Annotated in this window: 20 protein-coding genes; 6 read left to right on the top strand and 14 right to left on the bottom strand. The window is 58.1% G+C overall.

Going from position 1 to position 19,930, the window contains the following annotated elements; genetic code table 11:
• The first annotated feature begins 4 nt into the window (after positions 1-4).
• The 3 genes from VGR81_09995 (at position 5) to VGR81_09985 (ending at position 1,711) form a co-directional block, all read left to right on the top strand.
• Positions 5-790: a VOC family protein gene (locus VGR81_09995; GenBank protein HEV2289271.1), complete on the top strand. Its 786-nt coding sequence runs from the start codon at positions 5-7 to the stop codon at positions 788-790.
• An 81-nt stretch (positions 791-871) separates the two neighbouring features.
• Positions 872-1,279: a hypothetical protein gene (locus VGR81_09990; protein HEV2289270.1), complete on the top strand. Its 408-nt coding sequence runs from the start codon at positions 872-874 to the stop codon at positions 1,277-1,279.
• On the top strand, positions 1,280-1,711 hold the full coding sequence (locus VGR81_09985) for a hypothetical protein (GenBank protein ID HEV2289269.1): 432 nt from the start codon (positions 1,280-1,282) through the stop codon (positions 1,709-1,711).
• A 29-nt stretch (positions 1,712-1,740) separates the two neighbouring features.
• Here the strand turns inward: VGR81_09985 and VGR81_09980 are convergent, their stop codons facing one another.
• The 6 genes from VGR81_09980 to VGR81_09955 form a co-directional block, all read right to left on the bottom strand.
• Positions 1,741-2,100, bottom strand: a complete 360-nt coding sequence (locus VGR81_09980) for a nuclear transport factor 2 family protein (GenBank protein HEV2289268.1) — start codon at positions 2,098-2,100, stop codon at positions 1,741-1,743.
• A 104-nt stretch (positions 2,101-2,204) separates the two neighbouring features.
• Positions 2,205-3,587 carry an alpha-L-fucosidase gene (locus tag VGR81_09975; protein HEV2289267.1) on the bottom strand — a complete coding sequence of 461 codons (1,383 nt, stop codon included), beginning with the start codon at positions 3,585-3,587 and terminating at the stop codon, positions 2,205-2,207.
• 133 nt (positions 3,588-3,720) lie between these two features.
• Positions 3,721-4,134 (bottom strand): hypothetical protein, encoded by a 414-nt coding sequence (locus VGR81_09970; GenBank protein HEV2289266.1) that lies wholly within the window; start codon positions 4,132-4,134, stop codon positions 3,721-3,723.
• A gap of 55 nt (positions 4,135-4,189) precedes the next feature.
• Positions 4,190-4,885 carry a DUF433 domain-containing protein gene (locus tag VGR81_09965; protein HEV2289265.1) on the bottom strand — a complete coding sequence of 232 codons (696 nt, stop codon included), beginning with the start codon at positions 4,883-4,885 and terminating at the stop codon, positions 4,190-4,192.
• 155 nt (positions 4,886-5,040) lie between these two features.
• Positions 5,041-5,634: a hypothetical protein gene (locus tag VGR81_09960; protein HEV2289264.1), complete on the bottom strand. Its 594-nt coding sequence runs from the start codon at positions 5,632-5,634 to the stop codon at positions 5,041-5,043.
• Between the two features lie 223 nt (positions 5,635-5,857).
• Positions 5,858-7,264, bottom strand: coding sequence for a cation-efflux pump (locus VGR81_09955; GenBank protein HEV2289263.1), 1,407 nt, complete (start codon positions 7,262-7,264; stop codon positions 5,858-5,860).
• A 110-nt stretch (positions 7,265-7,374) separates the two neighbouring features.
• On the opposite strand from VGR81_09955, the gene VGR81_09950 reads away from it, so the two are divergent.
• Positions 7,375-8,217 carry a metallophosphoesterase gene (locus tag VGR81_09950; GenBank protein ID HEV2289262.1) on the top strand — a complete coding sequence of 281 codons (843 nt, stop codon included), beginning with the start codon at positions 7,375-7,377 and terminating at the stop codon, positions 8,215-8,217.
• Between the two features lie 40 nt (positions 8,218-8,257).
• On the opposite strand, the gene VGR81_09945 is transcribed toward VGR81_09950, so the two are convergent.
• From VGR81_09945 to VGR81_09915, 7 genes are all read right to left on the bottom strand, one after another.
• A complete protein-coding gene (locus VGR81_09945; GenBank protein ID HEV2289261.1) occupies positions 8,258-10,072 on the bottom strand; it encodes a metallopeptidase TldD-related protein in 1,815 nt (604 codons plus the stop codon).
• Complete coding sequence (locus VGR81_09940) at positions 10,069-11,808, bottom strand: metallopeptidase TldD-related protein (GenBank protein HEV2289260.1); 1,740 nt, start codon at positions 11,806-11,808, stop codon at positions 10,069-10,071. The genes VGR81_09945 and VGR81_09940 overlap by 4 nt, the downstream gene beginning before the upstream one ends.
• Before the next feature lie 149 nt (positions 11,809-11,957).
• Positions 11,958-12,341 (bottom strand): nuclear transport factor 2 family protein, encoded by a 384-nt coding sequence (locus VGR81_09935; GenBank protein HEV2289259.1) that lies wholly within the window; start codon positions 12,339-12,341, stop codon positions 11,958-11,960.
• Between the two features lie 138 nt (positions 12,342-12,479).
• Positions 12,480-14,750, bottom strand: a complete 2,271-nt coding sequence (locus VGR81_09930) for a pitrilysin family protein (protein ID HEV2289258.1) — start codon at positions 14,748-14,750, stop codon at positions 12,480-12,482.
• Positions 14,747-16,177 (bottom strand): pitrilysin family protein, encoded by a 1,431-nt coding sequence (locus VGR81_09925; GenBank protein HEV2289257.1) that lies wholly within the window; start codon positions 16,175-16,177, stop codon positions 14,747-14,749. Before VGR81_09925 ends, VGR81_09930 begins: the two co-directional genes overlap by 4 nt.
• A gap of 151 nt (positions 16,178-16,328) precedes the next feature.
• A complete protein-coding gene (locus VGR81_09920) occupies positions 16,329-17,216 on the bottom strand; it encodes an SPFH domain-containing protein (protein HEV2289256.1) in 888 nt (295 codons plus the stop codon).
• A gap of 42 nt (positions 17,217-17,258) precedes the next feature.
• Positions 17,259-18,539: a nodulation protein NfeD gene (locus VGR81_09915; GenBank protein HEV2289255.1), complete on the bottom strand. Its 1,281-nt coding sequence runs from the start codon at positions 18,537-18,539 to the stop codon at positions 17,259-17,261.
• 166 nt (positions 18,540-18,705) lie between these two features.
• Between VGR81_09915 and VGR81_09910 the strand changes: the two genes are divergently transcribed.
• Both VGR81_09910 and VGR81_09905 read left to right on the top strand, forming a co-directional pair.
• The gene (locus tag VGR81_09910; GenBank protein ID HEV2289254.1) at positions 18,706-19,086 is read left to right on the top strand and encodes a hypothetical protein; all 381 of its coding nucleotides are present in this window, start codon (positions 18,706-18,708) and stop codon (positions 19,084-19,086) included.
• A 197-nt stretch (positions 19,087-19,283) separates the two neighbouring features.
• Positions 19,284-19,646 carry a hypothetical protein gene (locus tag VGR81_09905; protein ID HEV2289253.1) on the top strand — a complete coding sequence of 121 codons (363 nt, stop codon included), beginning with the start codon at positions 19,284-19,286 and terminating at the stop codon, positions 19,644-19,646.
• A 47-nt stretch (positions 19,647-19,693) separates the two neighbouring features.
• On the opposite strand, the gene VGR81_09900 is transcribed toward VGR81_09905, so the two are convergent.
• Positions 19,694-19,909 (bottom strand): 4-oxalocrotonate tautomerase family protein, encoded by a 216-nt coding sequence (locus VGR81_09900; GenBank protein ID HEV2289252.1) that lies wholly within the window; start codon positions 19,907-19,909, stop codon positions 19,694-19,696.
• Positions 19,910-19,930 lie beyond the last annotated feature (21 nt).

Below are 19,930 nucleotides of genomic sequence, written 5' to 3'. Positions count from 1 at the left end.
AAAAATGAACGCAGCAGAACCAGCGAAAAAAGTGAAGTACATACGCGAAGGATTCCACACCATCACGCCGTACATTTTGGTCGGCGGCGCGGCGGGATTCATCGACTTCATGAAGGAAGCATTCGGCGCGGAAGAAAAAGGCCGCGTGCCAATTCCGAGCGGGAAAATCATGCATGCGGAAGTGAAAGTCGGCGATTCGATGATCGAACTAAGCGATGGCAACGAGCAGTACGGGCCGGCGCCGGTGACAATTCATTTGACGGTGCCGGATGCGGAAGAGGCCTATCGCAACGCATTGCGCGCGGGAGCCGTTTCGCTGTATGAACCCGCCATGCAGTTCTACGGAGAGTATGAAGCAGGGGTGCGCGACCCGTTCGGAAACGAGTGGTACATCACGCCGCAGGCAAAGCAATATTCGCATCCGGCAGTTCAGCCCTATCTGCATTTGCACGGCGCGGAGAAGATGATTTCGTTCATGGAAGAAGCATTTGGCGGGCGCGCGGAGGGCATTCACAAATGGCCGGGTGGTGCAATTGCGCACGCGACCGTGTTCATCGGCGATGGCCAGATTGAAATTGACGAAGCGTTTCGTGCGAACCGGCAGACGCCGTGCCATTTGCACCTGTACGTGCCGGATACGGATGCGGTGTACGCGCAAGCGCTGCACGCAGGCGCAACGACGATTGAAGCTCCGAACGACAAGCCTTACGGCGATCGCAGCGCGGGAGTGAAGGATGCGTGGGGCAATTGCTGGTTCATCGCCACGCACATCAAGGATGTGGCGTTCTAGAGGCTGGAGATTAGATGCTGGAGGCGGGAGATGCCAGAAAATAGAGCAGCGCACATGTGGAAAGACGGCAGAGGACACCGAGTGGCGAGAATTATTCTCGCCGTGATTGCTGGATTGATTGCGTGGGCGGTAGTCGTCACGGTGTGTGATATCGCGATGCGAAAACTGTGGATCGACTATGCGTTAGTCGAAAAGTCGCTGGTCTTCACGCTGCCGATGAAGATTATGCGGCTGTTGGAGAGCGGAGTGAGTTCAGTGGTTTCCGGTTTTGTAGTGGCGCTGGTGGCAAAAGAGAGGATCAAGACGCCGCTCGCAACGGGCGTAGTGACCGTGGCGATGTTCCTGCCGACGCACATTTCCATATGGCACAAATTTCCGGTGTGGTATCACCTCACGTTTTTCACGTCGCTGCTGGTGCTGAGCGTGGCAGGGGGACTATTGCGGCGGCCCGCAAAAGCTTCGAGTGCCGCGGTTCGCGCGGAGGCATAAATGAAAGTTCATCGCAAGCAATTTGGCTGGAGAATCGCGGTTGCCGTTCTCGCCATCGTCGGCTGGCTCCGCGTGGCTCCGTCGTTCGCGCAGACGCAACTCCCTGACGATCAGCCGGAGACGGTCCTCGTCACTTTCCATGTCCAGCCCGGCCATGAAGACGAGATGAAGAAAGTCCTCGCCGACGCGTGGCAAGCTTACACGCGCCTCGACATGGTGCTTCCGCAGCCGCACGTGATTCTTCAGGGAAGCGAAAACGGCCGGCCCTATTTCGTCGAGATTCTCACCTGGCAAAATCACGACATTCCGGACCACATGCCCGCGGAAGTCCAAGAGATCTGGAAACACATGGGCGCGATCTGCGAGAAGCGAGGAGATAAGCCGCCCATCGACGGTGGCGAGGTTCGCCTAATCGTTCCGAGCGCGAAGTAGTCCTACCCTTTGTCTTTGCATCGATGCCTTTATATGCTGTAGTTGGCAACGACGCGAACTACCTTTTCCGCCGCATCGAATTCCATGAACTCGCCAGTCCTGGTGCCGCGCTGATTCTCATAATAGAGCACAACGCTCGAGATTCCCTGCATGACATCGATGAGCTTGAATTGGAGGTTCGGAAAAAGCTCAAGCCCTTTCGCGAAGTAACCGCGAAGTGCTTGCCTGCCGTTCACCATTCCGGACGCCTCTCCGAGCACTTTCGCTGCGACCGGCGACGTGAGCACCACATTCTCCGCATAGTGCGAAAGTATGCGATCGAGGTCGTGCGCATTCCACGCGTCGATCCACTCTGCAGCGAATTCCTTTGCCACCGGTTGAGTCAACATTTTTTAGCCACGCCTCCAATAGATTCATTCTCGCAGGCTGCTGAAAACTCGAATTTGTAACGTAGCGGTACAGGCGCGATGTGGTCGCACCAGACGCCCCAAAACTAATCGAACCCCACAGCGCGGCGGGGGCGATTCTCGCGCACCCAGCGCGTGTCCTGAACAGGCTCGCTCTCGCATTCGACTTCGATGACCGTGGCGAGCGGATCGGGGGGATGGTCGGGCAGGCCCGTGAACTGCACGCGAAATTCTTCCTGATGAAATTCGACGGGCTGTTTGGTCGTGAACATGCGCGCGCTGAGAACTTTGGTTCGCAGACCACCGACGGCGACGGTGTTACCGGGCCAGAAGTGTACGTGGACGTATAGCGTGTTGCCTTTGCGCGTGAATCCGGCCATTTCGGACGTGGTCACTTTCGAGCGTTCGGATTCGTAAATTGTGGGGCCGTTGTCGTCCATCCAGCGGCCGACGGCTTCGAGCGTGGCGATGGATTCGGAAGGAATGGAACCGTCGCCGGTCGGCCCGATATTCAGCAAATAATTTCCGCCGCCCTGCGCGCATTCGATTAAATTGCGGACGATGGTCTTGGGCGATTTCCAGTCGTCGTCCGCGCGCTGATAACCCCAACTGTCGTTCATGGTCATGCAGGATTCCCACGCGCGGCCTTCCTCGGAGGCGGAAATTTCCTGTTTCGGAGTGCTGAAATCGCCGGGAAGAAGGTTGCGATTGTTGACGATGATGTCGGGCTGAAGGCCGAAGACCATCTGGTTCATTTTGACGGATTGCCAGCCATCGGCGTCGAGCGGCCAGGCGACGTCGTACCAGAGGACGTCGATTTTTCCGTAGTTGCTCATGATTTCGCGGATCAGGCCGTGGGTGTAGGCGACGAAGCGCTCACGCGCGGCAGGATCGGTGGCGCAACGCGCGCCATCGGGATGGTGCCAGTCCATGAGCGAATAGTAGAAGCCCACGCGAAGGCCCTCGGCGCGGGCGGCTTCGACGTATTCGCGGGCGAGGTCGCGGCCCGGGCCCTGATCGGGCGCGCAATAATTCGTGAGCTTCGACGCGAAATTGCAGAAGCCTTCGTGATGCTTGCTGGTCATGACCATGTATTTCTGGCCGGCGCGTTTGGCGAGACGCGCCCATTCGCGCGCGAATCCGGGACGCGGATGGAAGCGACGCGCGAGCTGCTCGTATTCGGCGACGGGAATGCCTTCCTCTTCCATGGCCCATTCGTGATGGCCGTAGACGCTGTAGAGTCCGAAGTGAATGAACATGCCGAATTTGGCGGCGTGCCACCAAGCCATGCGCGCGGCGCGGGAAGCGTCTTCGCGCTGCTGCTCGGCAAGCTGCGCGGGGCTGGGCGTGGACTGCGATTGCGGCGCGACGGAGACGAGAGGCGAAAACGCCGCGGATGCGCCCGCTGCTGCTGCGGCTCCGACGCCGAAAAGTTTCAATGTGTCGCGACGGGAGAAGGTGTGCGGCATAGGCGGCGCTATGTTGCTCCAAGCAGCGCAGCGAGCCAAGCGAAAAATTAGATATAGGTTGCGGAATTAGAATTCTTCAAGCTTAAGTTCCGGAATTTCGAGAGCAGTTTCCGCAAACTAAGAGGACGAGGGCTTACCCCTCTGGTTTGTACTTGCTTTTATGTGGGCCATGCTTTTTGTTGAGCTCGATTGTTTTCCACTGCGAACCATCAAATAGCCTCACTCGTGTTACACGGCCATCCGATCCAATCCTTGCCGTGAAGGGTTTTGTTCTTCGTCTAAGCTCACGCAAAATATCGTTTTTTGCCTTAATGATTCGCGGTGCCCATTGCGTTGGGCCTTCGTTGTTATTTGTCGTAGCAAAAACGGCAATATGAGCTTCTGTCACTTCTTTTGCCCAGGTAAATTCCAAGTCTTGATCACCTGTCAGTAGCACGTATTCCTTTAGCCCGCAACCGTGAATCATTACGGGGTCCGCGATTCTGCTTTCAGCATCTCCATATTCATCAAAAAGAGTTACGACAAGGAAGCCTGCCGAACGCAGCATATTAGCCAATTGGCTTCTCCCAAATGTTCTATCGAGGAGAAAAATTGGTGGTTCGTCAGGCTGCTGCTTTCCATTCGTAGTCTTCGATTGCTTCTCGCGCTTCAATATCTGTTAGTCCGTAATCGCGAGCGATATCGGCTATACTCTCGCCGGACTTGCTCCGTCCCCACAGCACAGATGCCATAATGCCTTTGTCTTTCACGATCGGCTTACCCGAGGAAAACAGCGGGTCAATGGCGAGCCGCTTGGAGTTGATTGGGAAAACGCGGATAGGCAAGCCATATGGGTCGCGCGGGATAAGACTGAGGTACTTTTCAAGGATTTGCCTCATCGCATATTGACCCTTGCTCGTGGCGTTAATGGTGTTTCCCAGATGGCGTATAAATAAATCCTTCCCAGAGGTTTCGAAATTGTGCGTCAGCAGAGGATGCTTTCCGGGTATTTTGTCGTGGACGAAATCAAGCGCGTCCCGCACGTTCTTGAGTGGTATGCCTCGCTTTTCCGTTGTGAAGCGCAAGATGTGGGCTTCCACTAAGTTATAAAAAGAAAGCAATTTGTTTTTTCTGTCGGCCAAGTCGATCAACGGCTTGAATGTACGGTGCTTGCCTGCCCGCGTAACGTAATCTTGGCCAAGTGTCCACGCACGCAGTGTGTTCGCAGGAATGCGCACGTAGAACGCCGCTTCGGGAATGCTGTACCGAGGGAAATCGCGCACGTCGCCCTCTGTCCGAACTAATCGTCGTCGTGGCATCCGGGCCTCCCACAATACACCTATGAATCGTTGTGCCTATTCTCCCTGTATTGTACCGGAAATCAAACGCTCCTAGACTGTGGATGGGCCTCCCGCTTTCCTGAATGCTGATATACAGCCGTCGCGCTTGCATAAATATCCCCGCGCGTCCATGGTTATTTTCCTGATCCTGCAGTTTGTTCTTCCATACGCTTCCGCAGTTCGTCAATTAGTCCCTTCGTAGCGCTATGGTACCCAGTGAATAGGGTTCCCCATTTTTTGGAGTCGCTCCAAAGGCCATCACCCGTCTTCGGATCTATAGCAGTTAGAAATGTATAACCCACGGTCACCGCATTCGTGTAAGTTGGGTTATTCGTCGTGTTGATGTTCCCGTTCTGGTCGACGGTTCCGGTCTGACCACCGCCGGTGGTAACGTAACCCCGGTTATACTCACGGGCCGAAAGCAGCAGAATCAAGTCCGCATGTTGGCGGTCTTGCACGATTTGGAATCTGCCCCACTTCTGCAGTTCTTGGTAGGCCCGATCTCCCAGCGCCGCGACCCCGCTTTGATTGTCTATATAGACGGTCTTTGCATCGATGACTTGGGCAGGCAGTGGCAGGTGTTTTTTGTCCTTCGCAAAGGAGGTTGTATTGAACAGGAGAAGTGATGCCGCAAGTATACAGCAGCATGAAGTTAGTGCTGTTTTCATAGGCGTATCGTGCCATGCTTTATATTTTGACGAAAGTGCTTTTCCATCGAGTGCCACCACTTATTTACTACTGCGAAGCCGCCGGGCCGAATAAGAACGCGAGATCTCACAGGCTGAAAGCCCACTCAGGCGGGCAAGCCTGTACCACGTTCTGGAAGCTAAAGGTCTGAGGTTAGAGGTTGGAACGAAAAGCCAGGACCAAAGCAAGGGCGAGTATCCCACCCTTCGCAGAAACCGCTCAGAATGGGCCACCCGGCAAATCGCCATGCGCAAAAAGAGCGCGTTAATTCTCGTCGGGGGGTTCGGGGTGGATGGTGATGCGGGAGATTTGGGAGAAGCGCTCTTTGACGCGGTCTTCGACGGCGGCGGTGACGTCATGGATCTGGTGGACGGGGAGACTGGCGTTCATGGAGCAGTGGCAGGAGACGAGGATTTTGTGCTCGACGGAGCGGACATGGACGTCGTGGCAATCGATGAGTTCGTGAAATTCGGCGGGGAGAGTGTTGATGAAGTCGCGGATGCGGGAGGCGAGTTCGGTCATTTCACTGCCGCCGGGGATGTGCGTGCCGAGCGGCTCGATGTGGATGTTGATTTGGGCGCCGGCGCCAGCGACGCCGATGAGGTCGCGTTCGAGAGCGGAAGCGAGGCGATGAGCTTCGCGGAGGGTGGAATTTTCGTCAACTTCGAGATGCAGCTCGATGAAAAGGCGGCCGTCGATTTGATGCGCGGAGAGTTCGTGGACGGCGAGGCCGCGGCGATGTGCCGTGGCGCGAATGGCATCGAGGAGATTTTCGCCGGAGCGCGCGCGAGGTTCCATGTGGACGACGACGTCGGAGGGAACGATTTCGGCGATGCGGCGCTCGACGCGGTCGCTCGTGGCGTGAGCTTCCTCGAGGCTGGTGGTGCGCGGGACGCTGATGGTGACGTCGACGAAATAATGCTGGCCGGCGCGGCGCAGGCGGACGCGTTCGACGCCGAGAACGCCTTCGACGGATTCAGCGGCGGCCAAGATTTCGTGCTGGAGGCCGCGTGGCGCGACATCGAGAAGCGCTTCGAGCGTGCGACGGCCGAGGCGCGAACCTACCCAGATAATCACTCCAGCGACAGCGAGAGCGGCGAGCGGATCGGTGTAGTGCAGCCAGGGAATGCCCAAGCGCTGGCCGAGCCAGACAGCGAGGATGCCGACGAGAACGACGGAAGTGCTCCAGACGTCGGTGGAAAAATGGAGCGCGTCGGCCTCGAGAGCTTCGCTGGGATAGCGCGTCGCGACACGGGAGATGGCGCGAGCACGCGTGGCGTCAATGAGAATCATGAGCGCGAGCAGGCCAATGGCAAGAAGGCTGGGGCGTACGAGCGCGTGGCGAAAGAGCAGGCGCTGCAACGCTTCCCAGACGATGTAGAGAGCGGTGAGGAGAAGGAGAGTCGTTTCGACGAAGGCAGAGAAATTTTCGAATTTGGCGTGGCCGTAGGTGTGGTCGGCGTCGGCGGGCTTGTCGGCGATGCGCACGGAGAGAAAAGTGATGACGGCGGCGACGAGGTCGAGGCCGGAATGAAGAGCTTCGGAGAGGATGCCGAGGCTGCCGGTTCGGAAAGAAAGGAAAATCTTGAGAGAAACGAGCACGAGAGCGGCGGCCATCGAAGTCAGCGCCGCGAGTTTTTTTTGACGGACGGCCTCGGTGGATGCGCTCATGTGCGGGATGCGCGCCGATTATACGATGGCACGGGCGGAAATGCCGATTCGCGGGAGTGGGAAAGCCCGGTATAGTGGAGGATTGGAGTTGCGGGGGGAACGCGGCTGTAATGAACGAGGAAACGAAAGGGACGCGGGCAGCGAAGCCGTGGTGGCGGAGGCATCCGGTTGCGATCGCGATTCTGGCGATCGTGGCGGCGCTGGGCGTGGATGCGTTTTTGATCGAGCCGTACGACATCGAAGTGACGCACTACACGATTCAAACCGGCGAAGGCGGCGCGCCGACGGTGAAGAGTCCGCTGAAGATCGCGGACCTGACGGATCTGCACACGCGCGGAATTGGGTGGCGGGAACGGAAGCTGCTGGAAGTGCTGGCGGAAGAAAAGCCCGATGTGATTTTGATCACTGGAGATACGCTGGCGGACCCGCTGGGAAATTACCGCGCGGTGCGGGAGGTTTACGAGCAACTGCACGCGCCGTTGGGCGTGTGGTTCGTGCATGGGAACTGGGAGAATATTCGGCCGGTTAGGCACGAGCAGTTGTTTTACCACGACGCGGGAGTCAGCCTGCTGTTGAATCAAAATCACGAGCTGCGGCCGGACGTTTGGCTCGTGGGATTGGATGATGCCGCCACGGGACGGCCCAACCTGAACGAGGCGCTCGAAGGAGTGCCGACGAATGTCTATACGATCGCGATGTTTCACGCGCCGGCGTATTTCGACCGCATCGCGGGGCGCGTGAATCTGGTGCTGGCGGGACATACGCACGGAGGGCAGGTGCTGATTCCGTTTGTGAAGCCCTTCTGGCTGCCCTACGGAAGCGGACGGTTTCTTTCGGGTTGGTATGAGGAGAAAGGCACGCGGATGTACGTGAGCCGCGGGCTGGGAATGTCGGATATTCCCATACGGTTCCGGTGCCGGCCGGAAATCACGTTTATCACGCTCGAGCCGTAAGGATTCTCTGCGAGATCAAGTGAGCGGCGGGGCGGAGAGGCTACTGCAAAGGCGGAGCAGGGAGAAGAGGGAGGCGGCGAGGCTCGCCATGAAAGCCGCCGAGCTCGACGTCTTCGAGGAGCAGGGACGGAGCGACGATAGAGCTGGGCATGCCGCCCTCGACCGAGCCGAAGGTATCGAGCGCAGTGCCGGTGATGCCCGCCTCGGAGTTTTGCATGAAATTGTAGACCGTGAAATCGTTGCCGATGCCGGCGATGGTGCGGAACGAACGAAGATCGAGACCTTTGATGTGCGAGCCACGGACCAGCTCTTCGTGGCCGTCTGAAACGTAGACGCGATACACCATGAGCGGCAGACGGTCGCCGCTGCTCAAGCCCTGCGCGACACCGGAAATAATGTCGGAAAAATCCTGCTGCGTCGCGGAGGCGAGCGCGGGATTATCCATGCGCTTGATTTCAATGCACCATTGCTGGCCATTGGATTTGCACATGTCGAGGAATTTTTTGCGCAGGTCGCCGGAGCTCAGAGTGTTGGTGGCTTCGAAGATCAAATTGCTGCTGAGAGGCTGGGGCGTGGAAAGCAAGGCAGAACGCGCGTGGCCATTGGACTGGCCGAAATCCGGGCCGGGGCGGCGGGACATGAGGAGATTTTTCAGGATGCCGTCTTCGACGAGAGCCACGCGCTGGGCGCGAACGCCTTCGGCATCGACGTCATAGGAGCCAAAAAGCGGCTGGCCCTGGAAATTCGGCTCGGTGGGATCATCGGTGAGAGAAACGTTCAAGGGAAGAACGCGCGTGTTGAGGCGGCCGCTCCAATCGCTGTGAGCGCCCATTTGCTGCATCATTTGATCGAACTGAGGAACGGCGGAAAGCGGCGGCCGCGCGCCGGATAGCGACGGCTCGAGAGCCTGAGCGAGTACAGACGCAGCAGCGGGAGCGTCAAAAAGCACGGGACCTTCGTAGTCCTGAACGTTCGGAGCGATGCGCAAATTCTCGAGCTCCTGAGCGACCTGAGCGAGACCTTTGCTGACATCCTTCGGATGAGGAAGGTCTTCGGAGCGCTGGGCATAATCGGAGTAGTAATTGTGCAGAGGCATGCCGTCGACGGCCTGCGTGCTGAGACTGGCTTCGATGCCAGAAACAGTTTGCGGAATGCGAAGCTTGGTGCCTTCGCTGGTGACGAGATAGTAGGTGGTATAGACGATGTAGTAGTGGACGCGCGTGCCGTAAAGGTCCGGAGAATTGCGGAAAACTTTGGAGGCTTCGCGAGCTTCGTTTTCCCAGTTGCGCGAAGTCCAATCTGGCTTCATCAGCGGCTGAACTTCCACGACGGGTGGTTCCTTGGAGAAATCGGCGATCTCGGGCGGGCGAGCGAGGCTGTTGAGGAAAGCCTGCTTATTGGAAAGATTGACGAGAGCTTCCTTATAGGCCTGGTCCGTGGCGAGCCAGAGATCCTGACGCAAGGAATGGTAGTCGCGGTCGATGCCGACCTGGCCAGTGGAGCCGAGAAAACCCTGAAAGCCATCCTGACTGATGAAATTGGAACTATCGAGCTGATAGTTGCCGACACGGACGCCGACGGACATCTGGCGAATGCGCGTATGCGTGGAGGAAATCAAATCGCCGAAAGAAGCGCTGACGGCACGGATGTCCATGTCGAGGACGCGATATTGAATGTAAAAAGGCTTCTGCTGGCCGGGAAGCTGGAGGCGGGCGACGGAGCGATTCATTTCATCCTGCATGGCTTCGAGCGTGTGATCGTTGTCGTTTTGCGCCGCGGCGGGCCGAGCCAAGGTGAAGGCCAGCGCGATGGCGGCGATGAAAAACCGGAACGAATTATGACGGCGCAAAATCACTGGCTGCCTCCCTTGCCTTTGTCCAATGGATCGTGCGCAGGGGGCGGAAGAAGCGGCGGCGTGTCGGTGGAAGTTTCCTTCTTGGAGACTTCCATTTCGGAAATGAGAATTTCCGGCGCGACAGCGGAGACCGGAACGGAACCGGATTCGGCGCCGCAGTAGCCATCGAAAACTTCAGGCGTGTCGCCGGTGGCGATAATTTTCGTGATGGAGATCAGAGGCGTGCCGACGATGTTGACGCCGCGCACCATTTCATCAGGACGGCCGTCGGGGAAAACTTTGTAGACGATCAAGGGTTGCACCTGGAAGGCCTGAGGCGCGGCGCGGCCAGTGAAAGTAAAGCCGCCGGCGATGTCGTCGATGAGCAGGCCGAAAGGCTTATTCTGGCTCTTGATTTCCTCGATGAAGCGCTGGCGGAGCTGGGCGTTGGTCATCGTCTTGCTGCTTTCGACGATAGTGTTGCCCATGCGCGCAACGGGCTGATAGCCAAGCTGACGGCGGCCGTGCGCATTGGAATGCGGGAAATTAATCAGCGGCGAGCGGCCCATCAGGAAATTCTTCAGGATGCCGTGATCGACGAGGATAACATTTTGCGCGGGGATGCCTTCATCGTCGAAGGGATAATAGCCGAGCAAAACCTGGCCATTGACTTCCTTGGTCGTGGGATCGTCGCGAACGGTGATGAAATCGGGAAGAATCTGCTGGCCGACTTTGCTGGTGAAGGTCTGACCTTCGCTGACGTCCTTCTGGCGGAAACCTTCGAGGCGGTGGCCGAGAACTTCGTGAAAGAAAACGGCGGCGGCGCGGCCAGTGAGAAGCGTGGGGCCGGCGTAAGGCTCGACGAGAGGGGCTTTCTGCAACGCGACGATCTGCTGAGTCAAGATTTTTACCTGATCCATGACCGCAGCGTCATCGGGAGCTTTGGAGGGATCGACCCAATCGAAATTGGCGTAGCGCTCGAGGTCCATGCCATCGGGAGCTTTGCTTTGGACGAAGAGTTCAAGGCGATAGCGAATCTGGCCGAAGGCGAGTTTGGAGCCTTCGCTATTGACGAAGTACTGGTTGTAGGAGCGCGCGGTGAAGGTGACGATGGAATTCAGAACCGCAGGGGAAGCGCTGAATGCCGCAGTGTACTTGCGAACTTTTTCCTCCCAGGGCGCGCGGTCCACGTACATGGAAACGGGCGCGCTGATGGAAACGTGCGGGTCTTCGTGGGAGAAATCGGGAGCGCGCTGCTCGGCAGACTGAGCTTCGACTTCCTTGCTGGTCTGGACGGCGATATAGGCTTCGACGGCGGCACGATACTGGCGGTCCGTCTCACGCCAGATTTCGCGGCGGAGAACGGGAATGTCGTCGTCGAGAGTGGCTTGAGCGCCGGGGCTGGTCCAGGCAGGTTCGCGGCCTTCGATCTTGTGCGTATTGTCGAGATTGTAGCTGCCGACGCGCGTTTGAACTTCGAGCCAGCGGTCATGGACATCGTCGGAAGAAAGCAATGCGCCGTTGGAGCCGGAGACGGTAACGCTATCCTCGCCGGTGACGGTGTAGCTGACGAAGTAGGCCGGCGGATCGGCCTTGCCGTATGCGGACATGGTGCGAGCAAGCTCCTGCTCCATGGCTTGCAAGATTGCTGGATCGGAAGAAGAACCGGATTGGCCGGTTCCTGCCAAGCAAAAGCTCGCCGTTGCGAGAACGGCTGCTGTGGCCGAGAGGCGAAGTGCGCTAGGAAGACGAAACATTCGTTGAGTAAAGTTCTCTAGTGTAAGGCAGTTCGAGCAAAAACCCAAATGAATCGCCGGAACAGCACTGGGTCAGTTTGAATTTTGGCTCTTTGTGTCACGATCAAGAAAATTCAAACTAACCCAGCAGCGCCGTAACGGACAATAATTCACCGGGAACCTTTGTGCGCCAGGGCAGCAGCCGGGTTCCGGATGTCCATGCGTTCGATCAGGCCGTCGCGGAAGGAATAGACGTGCTGCACCATCATATCTTTGAGTACGTTTCCAGACAGATCACAAACGACCTGGTGGACATCCACAACGGTATTGCCGGCGGCATCTGCTTCTTCGATGTGCACAGGTTCCACATGGGGATCAATGATGCCCCATTGGTGCGTCCAGTAGGCGCGCACCTCGTCGCATCCATGCACGCGCCCGCCTTCCATCCCGTTCGGCCAATCCACATCCGGGCGCATGAGGCCGAGAACCGCGTCAATATCGCGCCTGTTGAATGCGGCATAGACAGCTGTGAGCAGAGCTTGTCGTGAGTGCATTTGCTCGCCTCGAATCGGGTTTACTTTCATGACCGACTGCCACGGCACGCTGAAGAAAAAACAGCAAAAGGCTTAGATGCACGCGGCCGGCGCGGAGAACAGGCAAAACGAAAAATTTTTCGCGGTGCTGTTTCACAGCTACTGCTGCTGGGGAGCGGCGGCTCCGGCGGCAGGCTTCACGAAGATAGACGGATCCAGTTTTGGATTGATCTGGATCTCCTGCACCGCGGAATCAGTGAATTTCTGCCCCGCCCGATAGGTGACGCTCTGATACGGGAATTGCAGGCCGTTGACTTCGCGGAAGTCGCTCCAGTGCTGATCGGTTTCGCCGCCCTGCGGCTGATATTTGGCTTCGATAAGCAGGTGCGTGCCAGCGTCGAAATAGAGCTTGATGGTGCCGAAAGAGGCGAGCCAGTTCACGGTGTCGGCCTTCTTGCCGTCAACGTCTTCCTGGCCCAGATACTGCGCCTGAACCTGGCCGGCCATGGCCTGTTGATAGAGGCCCCAACCGCCGAAGAGACTGATTCCGCGCTGATATTCGCCTAGCGCCTCGGGCGAGGCGTCCTGCACGCCCTGGGGAGTTTGCCGCCACGCGGCTTTTCCGTCGGTGACCTGCGACATTTCGCCCATAGGCAGCGTGATTTGTGCGTGGCTCTTATCGGGATAGGCGACTTGCCATTTCACAGTGATGGGCAGCGCGCCCTGTTGCGTGTAGATGTTGGCCTTCTCGGTGAATTCGAGGGTGGAAACGGTGCGAAGGAGATCGCCTCCGGCGGCGCGCGCGGCTTCGATCAGGATTTCGTGGCCATGTGCGAGAGATTCGGGAGTGGGAGCGGGCGCGGCGGCAGACGCGTGTTGGTGCAAATCGGGACTCAAGAGGTCAAGTTCATTGAACGGAATTTCCTCCCATTGCGCGCTGGAGAAATCGGCTTTCAGTGACGAGAGGAAATCGCTGGCGTTGCCGACGAGAACGATATCGAGGTCATCAGGATCGAAATAGCGCGTGGCCATCTCTTTGACCTCGGAATCGGTGACGCTGAGGATTCGCTGCTGATACGTCTGATTGTAGTCGGCAGGCAAACCATATTCGGCGACGGCGAGGACACGGCTGGCAATGTCTCCGGCGGTTTCGGATTGAATGGGATACACGCCGGAAAGGTAGTCCTGCGCGAACTTCAATTCACTGGGCGCGATGTCGCCGCTGGACATTTTGGAAATCAGATCGACGACGAGCTTTGTGGCTTCGGCGGTGGTAGCAGTACGCGTGTACGTTCCTGCGACAAATTCGCCGGCGAAGCGGTTGGCGTTAAAAGAAGAAGTGGCGCCATAGGTGAGGCCTTTCTTGATACGCACTTCGGTATTGAGGCGGCTATTGTAGCCGCCGCCGAAAATGCGATTGGTGACGAGCAAGGGGATGTAATCGGGATTATCGCGGCGAATGCCGGGGTTGCCGACGCGAATCTGGGTCTGCACGGCGTCGGGCTTATCGATGACGATGAAGTGAAGGCCATGGGCCGCAGGAGGCGCTGAAAGCTGTTCTGTCGAAACGTCTTTTTTCTGCCATGAGCCAAAAAATTTCTCGGCGAGAGCGAAAGCGCGCTCGGGGGTGATGTCTCCCGAGAAGGCGAGGAGAGATTCATTAGGCGCGTAATTGCTGTCGTGGAATTTCACGAGGTCGTCGCGCGTGATTTTGGCAACGGTATCCGGCGTGCCATCGCCGGGCCAGCCGTAGGGAGAATCGCCATAAACCTCGCGATCGAAAACGGCAGAGGCGAGATAGCCAGCGTCGCTGTATTCGACGCGCAGGCCGGATAGGGCCTGCTGGCGCTGGCGGTCGAGTTCACCTTGAGAAAACGCAGGATGAAGAACGGCGTCGGAAAGCAGATCGACGCCGAGGTCGGTGTCGCGCGAGACGACAACGGCGATCGCGGACGTGGAGTCGTCATCAGCCTGGGCAGAGACCTCTCCGCCGACGAAATCGATGGCTTGCGCGAACTGTTGAGCGGAGCGCGTCTGTGTGCCCTGCGTGAGCATGCTGGCGGTCATGGAGGCGATGCCGGGCATGCCCTTGGGATCATGGATGGTTCCGGCGGACATCAGCACCAAGCGAACCGCGACAACGGGCAAGCGATGATCGGAGATGACGAAAACGCGCAAGCCATTCGGGAGCGTGCGCGTATCGGCATGAAGGAACTGAAACAGGCCGGCGGACTGAGCCGGAGGCATTGCGGGAACGAGCTTGACGCCCGGCGGGACAACGCCAGTGCCGTGCTGATTTTCCTGCGCGGAGGAATCTTGCGACTGAGCGGCGGACTGAGATTGCTGCTGCGCGCCAGCGCCAGAAGGCAGCGCGAAACAGAGAGCCGCAGCGGCGACGAACGAAGCGAAAATGCAGCGCGGCCGGCTCATTGCTGGCTCCCGGACGGGCCGCTCTGCCCGGACTGAGGCTGCTTTAACGGCAAATAAAACAGAACCGTTTCGCGCGCGGGGATGAAGTATTCGTCGGCGACGCTTTTGATCTGTGCGGCGGTAACCTCTTCGTAGCGGGAAAGGTCGCTATTGACGAGATTTGGATTCTTGCCGAGAACGGCGGCTTCGCCGAGAGCCGACGCGCGCTCTTCATCGGTTTCGCGTCCGAGAATAAATGCGGAAATTTGCTGGTTTTTGGCCTTTTGCAATTCCTGGACAGAGACAGGCTGGTCCTTGATTTGCGCGAGGACGGCGTCGAGAGCCTTCTCGCCTTCTTCAGCGGTGTGCGGCGGATTCATGACCGCCAGGACCCAGAATAAATTTGGATCTTCGGTGAAGTTGCCGAAGCCCTCGGCTTCGAGAGCAATTTGCTGTTGATAAACCAAGGAGCGATAGAGAAGGCTGCTTTCGCCGCCCGCGAGGATATTGGAAGCAAGATCGAGAGGATAAGAGTCCGGCGTAAATTTCGCGGGCATTTTGTAGCCCTCGACGACAGCGGGCAGGGGAACGCCGGGGTATTCCTTCGTGACGGTGCGCTCATCCGTCTGCGGCGGCTCTTTCACGGCAACGCGGGGAATCGGCTGGGGCGAGCGGGGAATGCCGCCGAAGTATTTCTGCGCCCAGGCCAGCGCCTCAGCGGGTCTGAAATTGCCGACGATGACGAGGGTGGCGTTGTTGGGGCGATAGTAGATGTCGTGGAAAGCGCGGACTTGCTCGACCGTGGCTTTGTCGAGGTCGGCCATGCTGCCGATGGTTGTGTGATGGTAGGGATGAACGGTGAACGCGGCGGCGTATAAATCTTGTTGCACACGGCCGTAAGGCGAATTGTCAACGCGCAGGCGATGCTCTTCTTCGACGACCTGACGTTCGGATTCGAAATTTTTCTGGTCGACATTAAGGCTGCCCATGCGATCGGCTTCGAGCCAGAGAACGCGCTCGAGATAGTTGCTGGGGAAGGTTTCGTAAAAGACTGTGACGTCGTCGTTGGTGTAAGCGTTATCGAAGCCGCCCATGGCTTCGATGATGCGGGAATGCTCGTCGGGGCCGACATGCGCGGAGCCTTTGAACATCAGATGCTCGAAGAGATGGGCAAAGCCGGTGTGGCCGGATTTCTCGTCCTTGGAGCCGACGTGATACCAGACTTGCACGTTGACGACAGGGACGTGAGTGTCCTCGGACGTGACGACCTCGAGACCGTTAGAGAGGGTGTGGAATTGAATCGGCAGTTGCTGGCCGTGCTGCAGAGTTTGCGCGCCGCGGGAAGCGCCAGATGGATTTGCTTTCTCTTGCGCGAGGACGGGAAGCGAGAGCGACAGGAAACAGAGGACGGAGCTGGTAATCGCCTTTTGAAAACAGGTACGGTTCATCAGGATCTCCCTCGCAGCCGCGGCGTAAAATCAGGACAGAGAATTCGGCGGCAAACCATCGTATGGGCCGCAGGATTTGATGTCAATTCTCCGCCACGAGATGCAGCCGGATGCTCACGGAATTGTCCTCGCAGTAAAAAGCTTCCGCAGATTATTTTGACGGCGTGGGCGGCGGGGCCTGCGAGGCCATGTTCAGAATCGGCTTCAGGAAGCTGGCGAACTCCATTGGGAAAATGAATTTTGTGGCCGGCCCGGCACCGAGATTCTTGAGCGTTTCGAAATACTGAAGACCCATGGTATTGGCGTCGAGAGTTTTGGCGACTTCGAAAATTTTCTCGAGAGCGAGGGCGTAGCCTTCGGCGCGAAGGATGGCGGATTGCTTGTCACCCTCCGCCTTGAGAATGGCGGCTTGCTTTTCGCCGTCGGCGACAGTGATCTTGGCCTGGCGGTCGCCTTCTGCAGCGGTGACCATGGCGCGACGGCTGCGTTCGGCGCTCATCTGTTTGGTCATTGCGTCTTGAACGTCCTTCGGCGGCTCGATTTCGCGGATTTCGACGGAGGTAATTTTGCCGCCCCAGCGCGTGGTGACTTCGTCAAGCTTGCCGCGTAGAACGTTGTTGATGTCCTCGCGTTTGGCGAGGACATCGTCGAGGATGAGATCGCCGACGACAGCGCGAAGCGTGGTCATGGCGATGCCGCGCGTCGCGCCGCCGAAATCCTGCACCTGCACGACGCTTTGCACCGGATCGCTGACCTTCCAATAGACAAGGAAATCGATGGAGATGGAGGCGTTGTCCTTGGTGATGCAAGTCTGGCGCGGAACTTCGAGATACTGCTCGCGAAGGTCGACCCAGCTGGCTTTGTCAACGATAGGGATGAGGAAGATAATTCCGGGGCCCTTCTGACCGATGCAGCGGCCAAAGCGGAAAACGACGAGACGCTCGTATTCGCGGACAATCTTGATCATGTCGGTGATGAATTTGAGAGCGACGAGCAGAATGACGACAACGATAATCAAAATGATCCAGCCGGTATCCATCCGAGCCTCCTTGAGTGAAATCAAAACGCCGCCGCCGCGGTTTCAAGCCACCTTGCGGACCAACAGAGTCAGACCGCGAATTTCGACAACCTCAATTTTCTCGCCACGTGCGATGGGCGGCGCATCGGCACGCGCATCCCAATCTTCGCCGTTGACGAGAACGACGCCGCGGGGCGCGAGCTCCGTTTTCGCAGTGCCGATGCTGCCAACAACGCGCTGAACGCCGGTGATTGCAGGGGCACGCCGCGCCTTCAGAACCAGACGAACGACAAGGCCGAGGATCAAGACCCATAGGAGCGCGACAACAGCAATGGCCCAAATCGAAATGCGGAAGCCGGGCAGGCGCGGCAACAGCAGGAATGAGCCGAAGATAAACGCGACCAGTCCAGCGAGAGTCAAGAATCCATGGGATGTGATTTTCAGCTCGAGCCCGAGCAGGACCATGCCCAAAATCAAAAGCAGCGCGCCAGCGAGATTCACCGGAAGGTTCGCGAGGCCAATCAGCGCGAGCACAACGGCGACGACGCCGAGCGAGCCTGTGACGAAACCGTGGGGCGCGAAGACCTCAACGACAATGGCGAGAACGCCAAGAAGGAATAAAAGGTAGGCAATCGTAGGATCAGAGAGAGTCGAGAGAACCTGTTCGCGCCAGTTCATACCAACAGAAATCTGCTGTGCGCCAGCGAGGGAAAGTGTGATATCGCCGCCTGCCATGTGGATCGTGCGGCCATTGAGCTGGCGAAGCATGTCGGGCAAGTCGCTGGCGGTGAGGTCGATGATATGTTGCTGCAACGCTTCGAGGTCGGAAAGAGAAACGCTTTCGCGCACGGCTTTTTCGGCCCAGTCCACATTGCGATGACGTGCCGCGGCAATCGAGCGCGCGTAGGCCGCAGCGTCATTGAGGATTTTTTCGGAGACAGTGCCTCCGCCGAGAAATATCGGATGAGCCGCGCCGATGTTCGTCCCAGGGGCCATGGCAGCGACATCCGCGGCGAGAACAATAAAACAGCCGGCGGAAGCGGCGCGCGCGCCTTTTGGCGCGACGTAAACTACAACGGGAACGCGCGCGTTCATTTCGGCTTGGACGATTTGGCGCATGGACGTATCGAGGCCCCCAGGCGTGTCGAGCTGCAAGATTACCGCGGCCGCACGCTGCGACTCGGCGCCGGAGATGCCGCGGGAGATGTAATCAGCGCTGGCCGGGTCGATGGGCCCTGCAACCGTGAGCAGGACGAAGGAACTGTCCGGCGTGGCGGAAAACGAGGAGCCCACTGGCAGGGAGAGCAAGCCAAAGAGAGCGATGAAGAGGGACGCTCGTTTCATATCCGTGAAGTGGCGGCATGATACCACACCGCCCGAATGAAGGCTTTGCTAGGGATATCTTTTAGCGAAACTGGCGCAGTCGCAGCAGTGCTGAAGGCGCGCGGAGAGGAGATAATTATGGAAACGCAGAACCGAGAGCGCGAAGTTCTGGCGGAGGCGGCGAATCATGCGAGGACTACTGGGATTGTTGGTAACTGCGGCGATCGTCGTCGTTGGTTACTGGTATTTTGCTTCGCGCATGCAGCCCCAGGCCTCGAAAGGAAATCCGGCGCAGGTGATTTCGAGCGTGGGTGTGCAAAGCGACCTGATTTCTATCGGCCAAGCGGAGCGTGTTTATTGGGCGCAGCACGGAGCGTACGCATCGCTGGATGATTTGTATTCGAGCGGGGCGCTGGCAGCGAAGAAATCGGGACGCGACGGCTATACGTATTCGGTGGAGACGAGCGATTCAGGCTTTACGGCGACGGCGCGCTGCGATGCGGGCGCGGCGCCGGGATGCCAGAGCTATCAGGTCGATCAGACCATGCAGGTGCAACCAATCCAGTGATTTTACGCGGCTAGCCGACGGAATCGGCAGATTCCAGACCCGCCTAATTATTTTCGCGTTTTTCGCGCTGCAATCGACACCCTCGCCGTTCCACGTGGAACATTCGTCGAAGAAACAACGTATCTATGATTGTTCGTGAAGATCGAATGTGAAGTTCAAAGCAACGAATGCGGTTGTGCGAGGAGAGGAGAAGAATCATGTCGGACAATATCGTTGGGCTTGCGGCTGTGGTGATGGCGCTGGCGTTCCCGCTGGCGATGGTTTGGGCCTGGGCGTGGCAGCGCGGACGGAAATTCCGCGCAGATGAAAGAATCGCAGCGCTGGCGCGAGGGATTCAAGTGCCGTTCGAGGCCGATCTGCCGCAACCCGCGGCTTCGCGGCGGACGGCAATCCTGCTCGTAGCGGCGGCGATCGGCTTTTCGCTGACGTTTGCGCTGCTGGGCCGCTGGGAAGGCGACACGATGGAAGCGGCGGTGCTTGGGATCATCCCATTCGCCGTCGGAATGGGATTCTTCATCGACGCGTATATGATTCGCCGCGACGCGCGGACCTCGCATTAAAACGCCAAGGCCCGGCGCAAAGTTGGACGATGGTTTGCGCCGGGCGCCTACGGCATGCGCTTCTGGTCGGCGACGACCACGCCAGCCTCGGCGTAATCGGTCGGCGGGACATCCACAAAACTGACGTGAACGTTTTCGCGCTTGGCGCGGCCATCCTCGACCAGCGCCAGAGTGATGCGCTCGGCGAGTTTGCGTTTTTGCTCGGGCGTACGTCCCGAGACCCAAGTGATTTGCACATAAGGCATCGGCCCCTCCTCATTGATTCCAGCGAGATTTCATGCGAA

This window comes from Candidatus Acidiferrales bacterium, assembly GCA_035934015.1.
In the GTDB taxonomy this organism is placed as follows: domain Bacteria; phylum Acidobacteriota; class Terriglobia; order Acidiferrales; family UBA7541; genus DAHUXN01.
The sequence above is the reverse complement of the archived record's forward strand: the minus strand, read 5'-3'. Positions and strand labels throughout refer to the sequence as shown.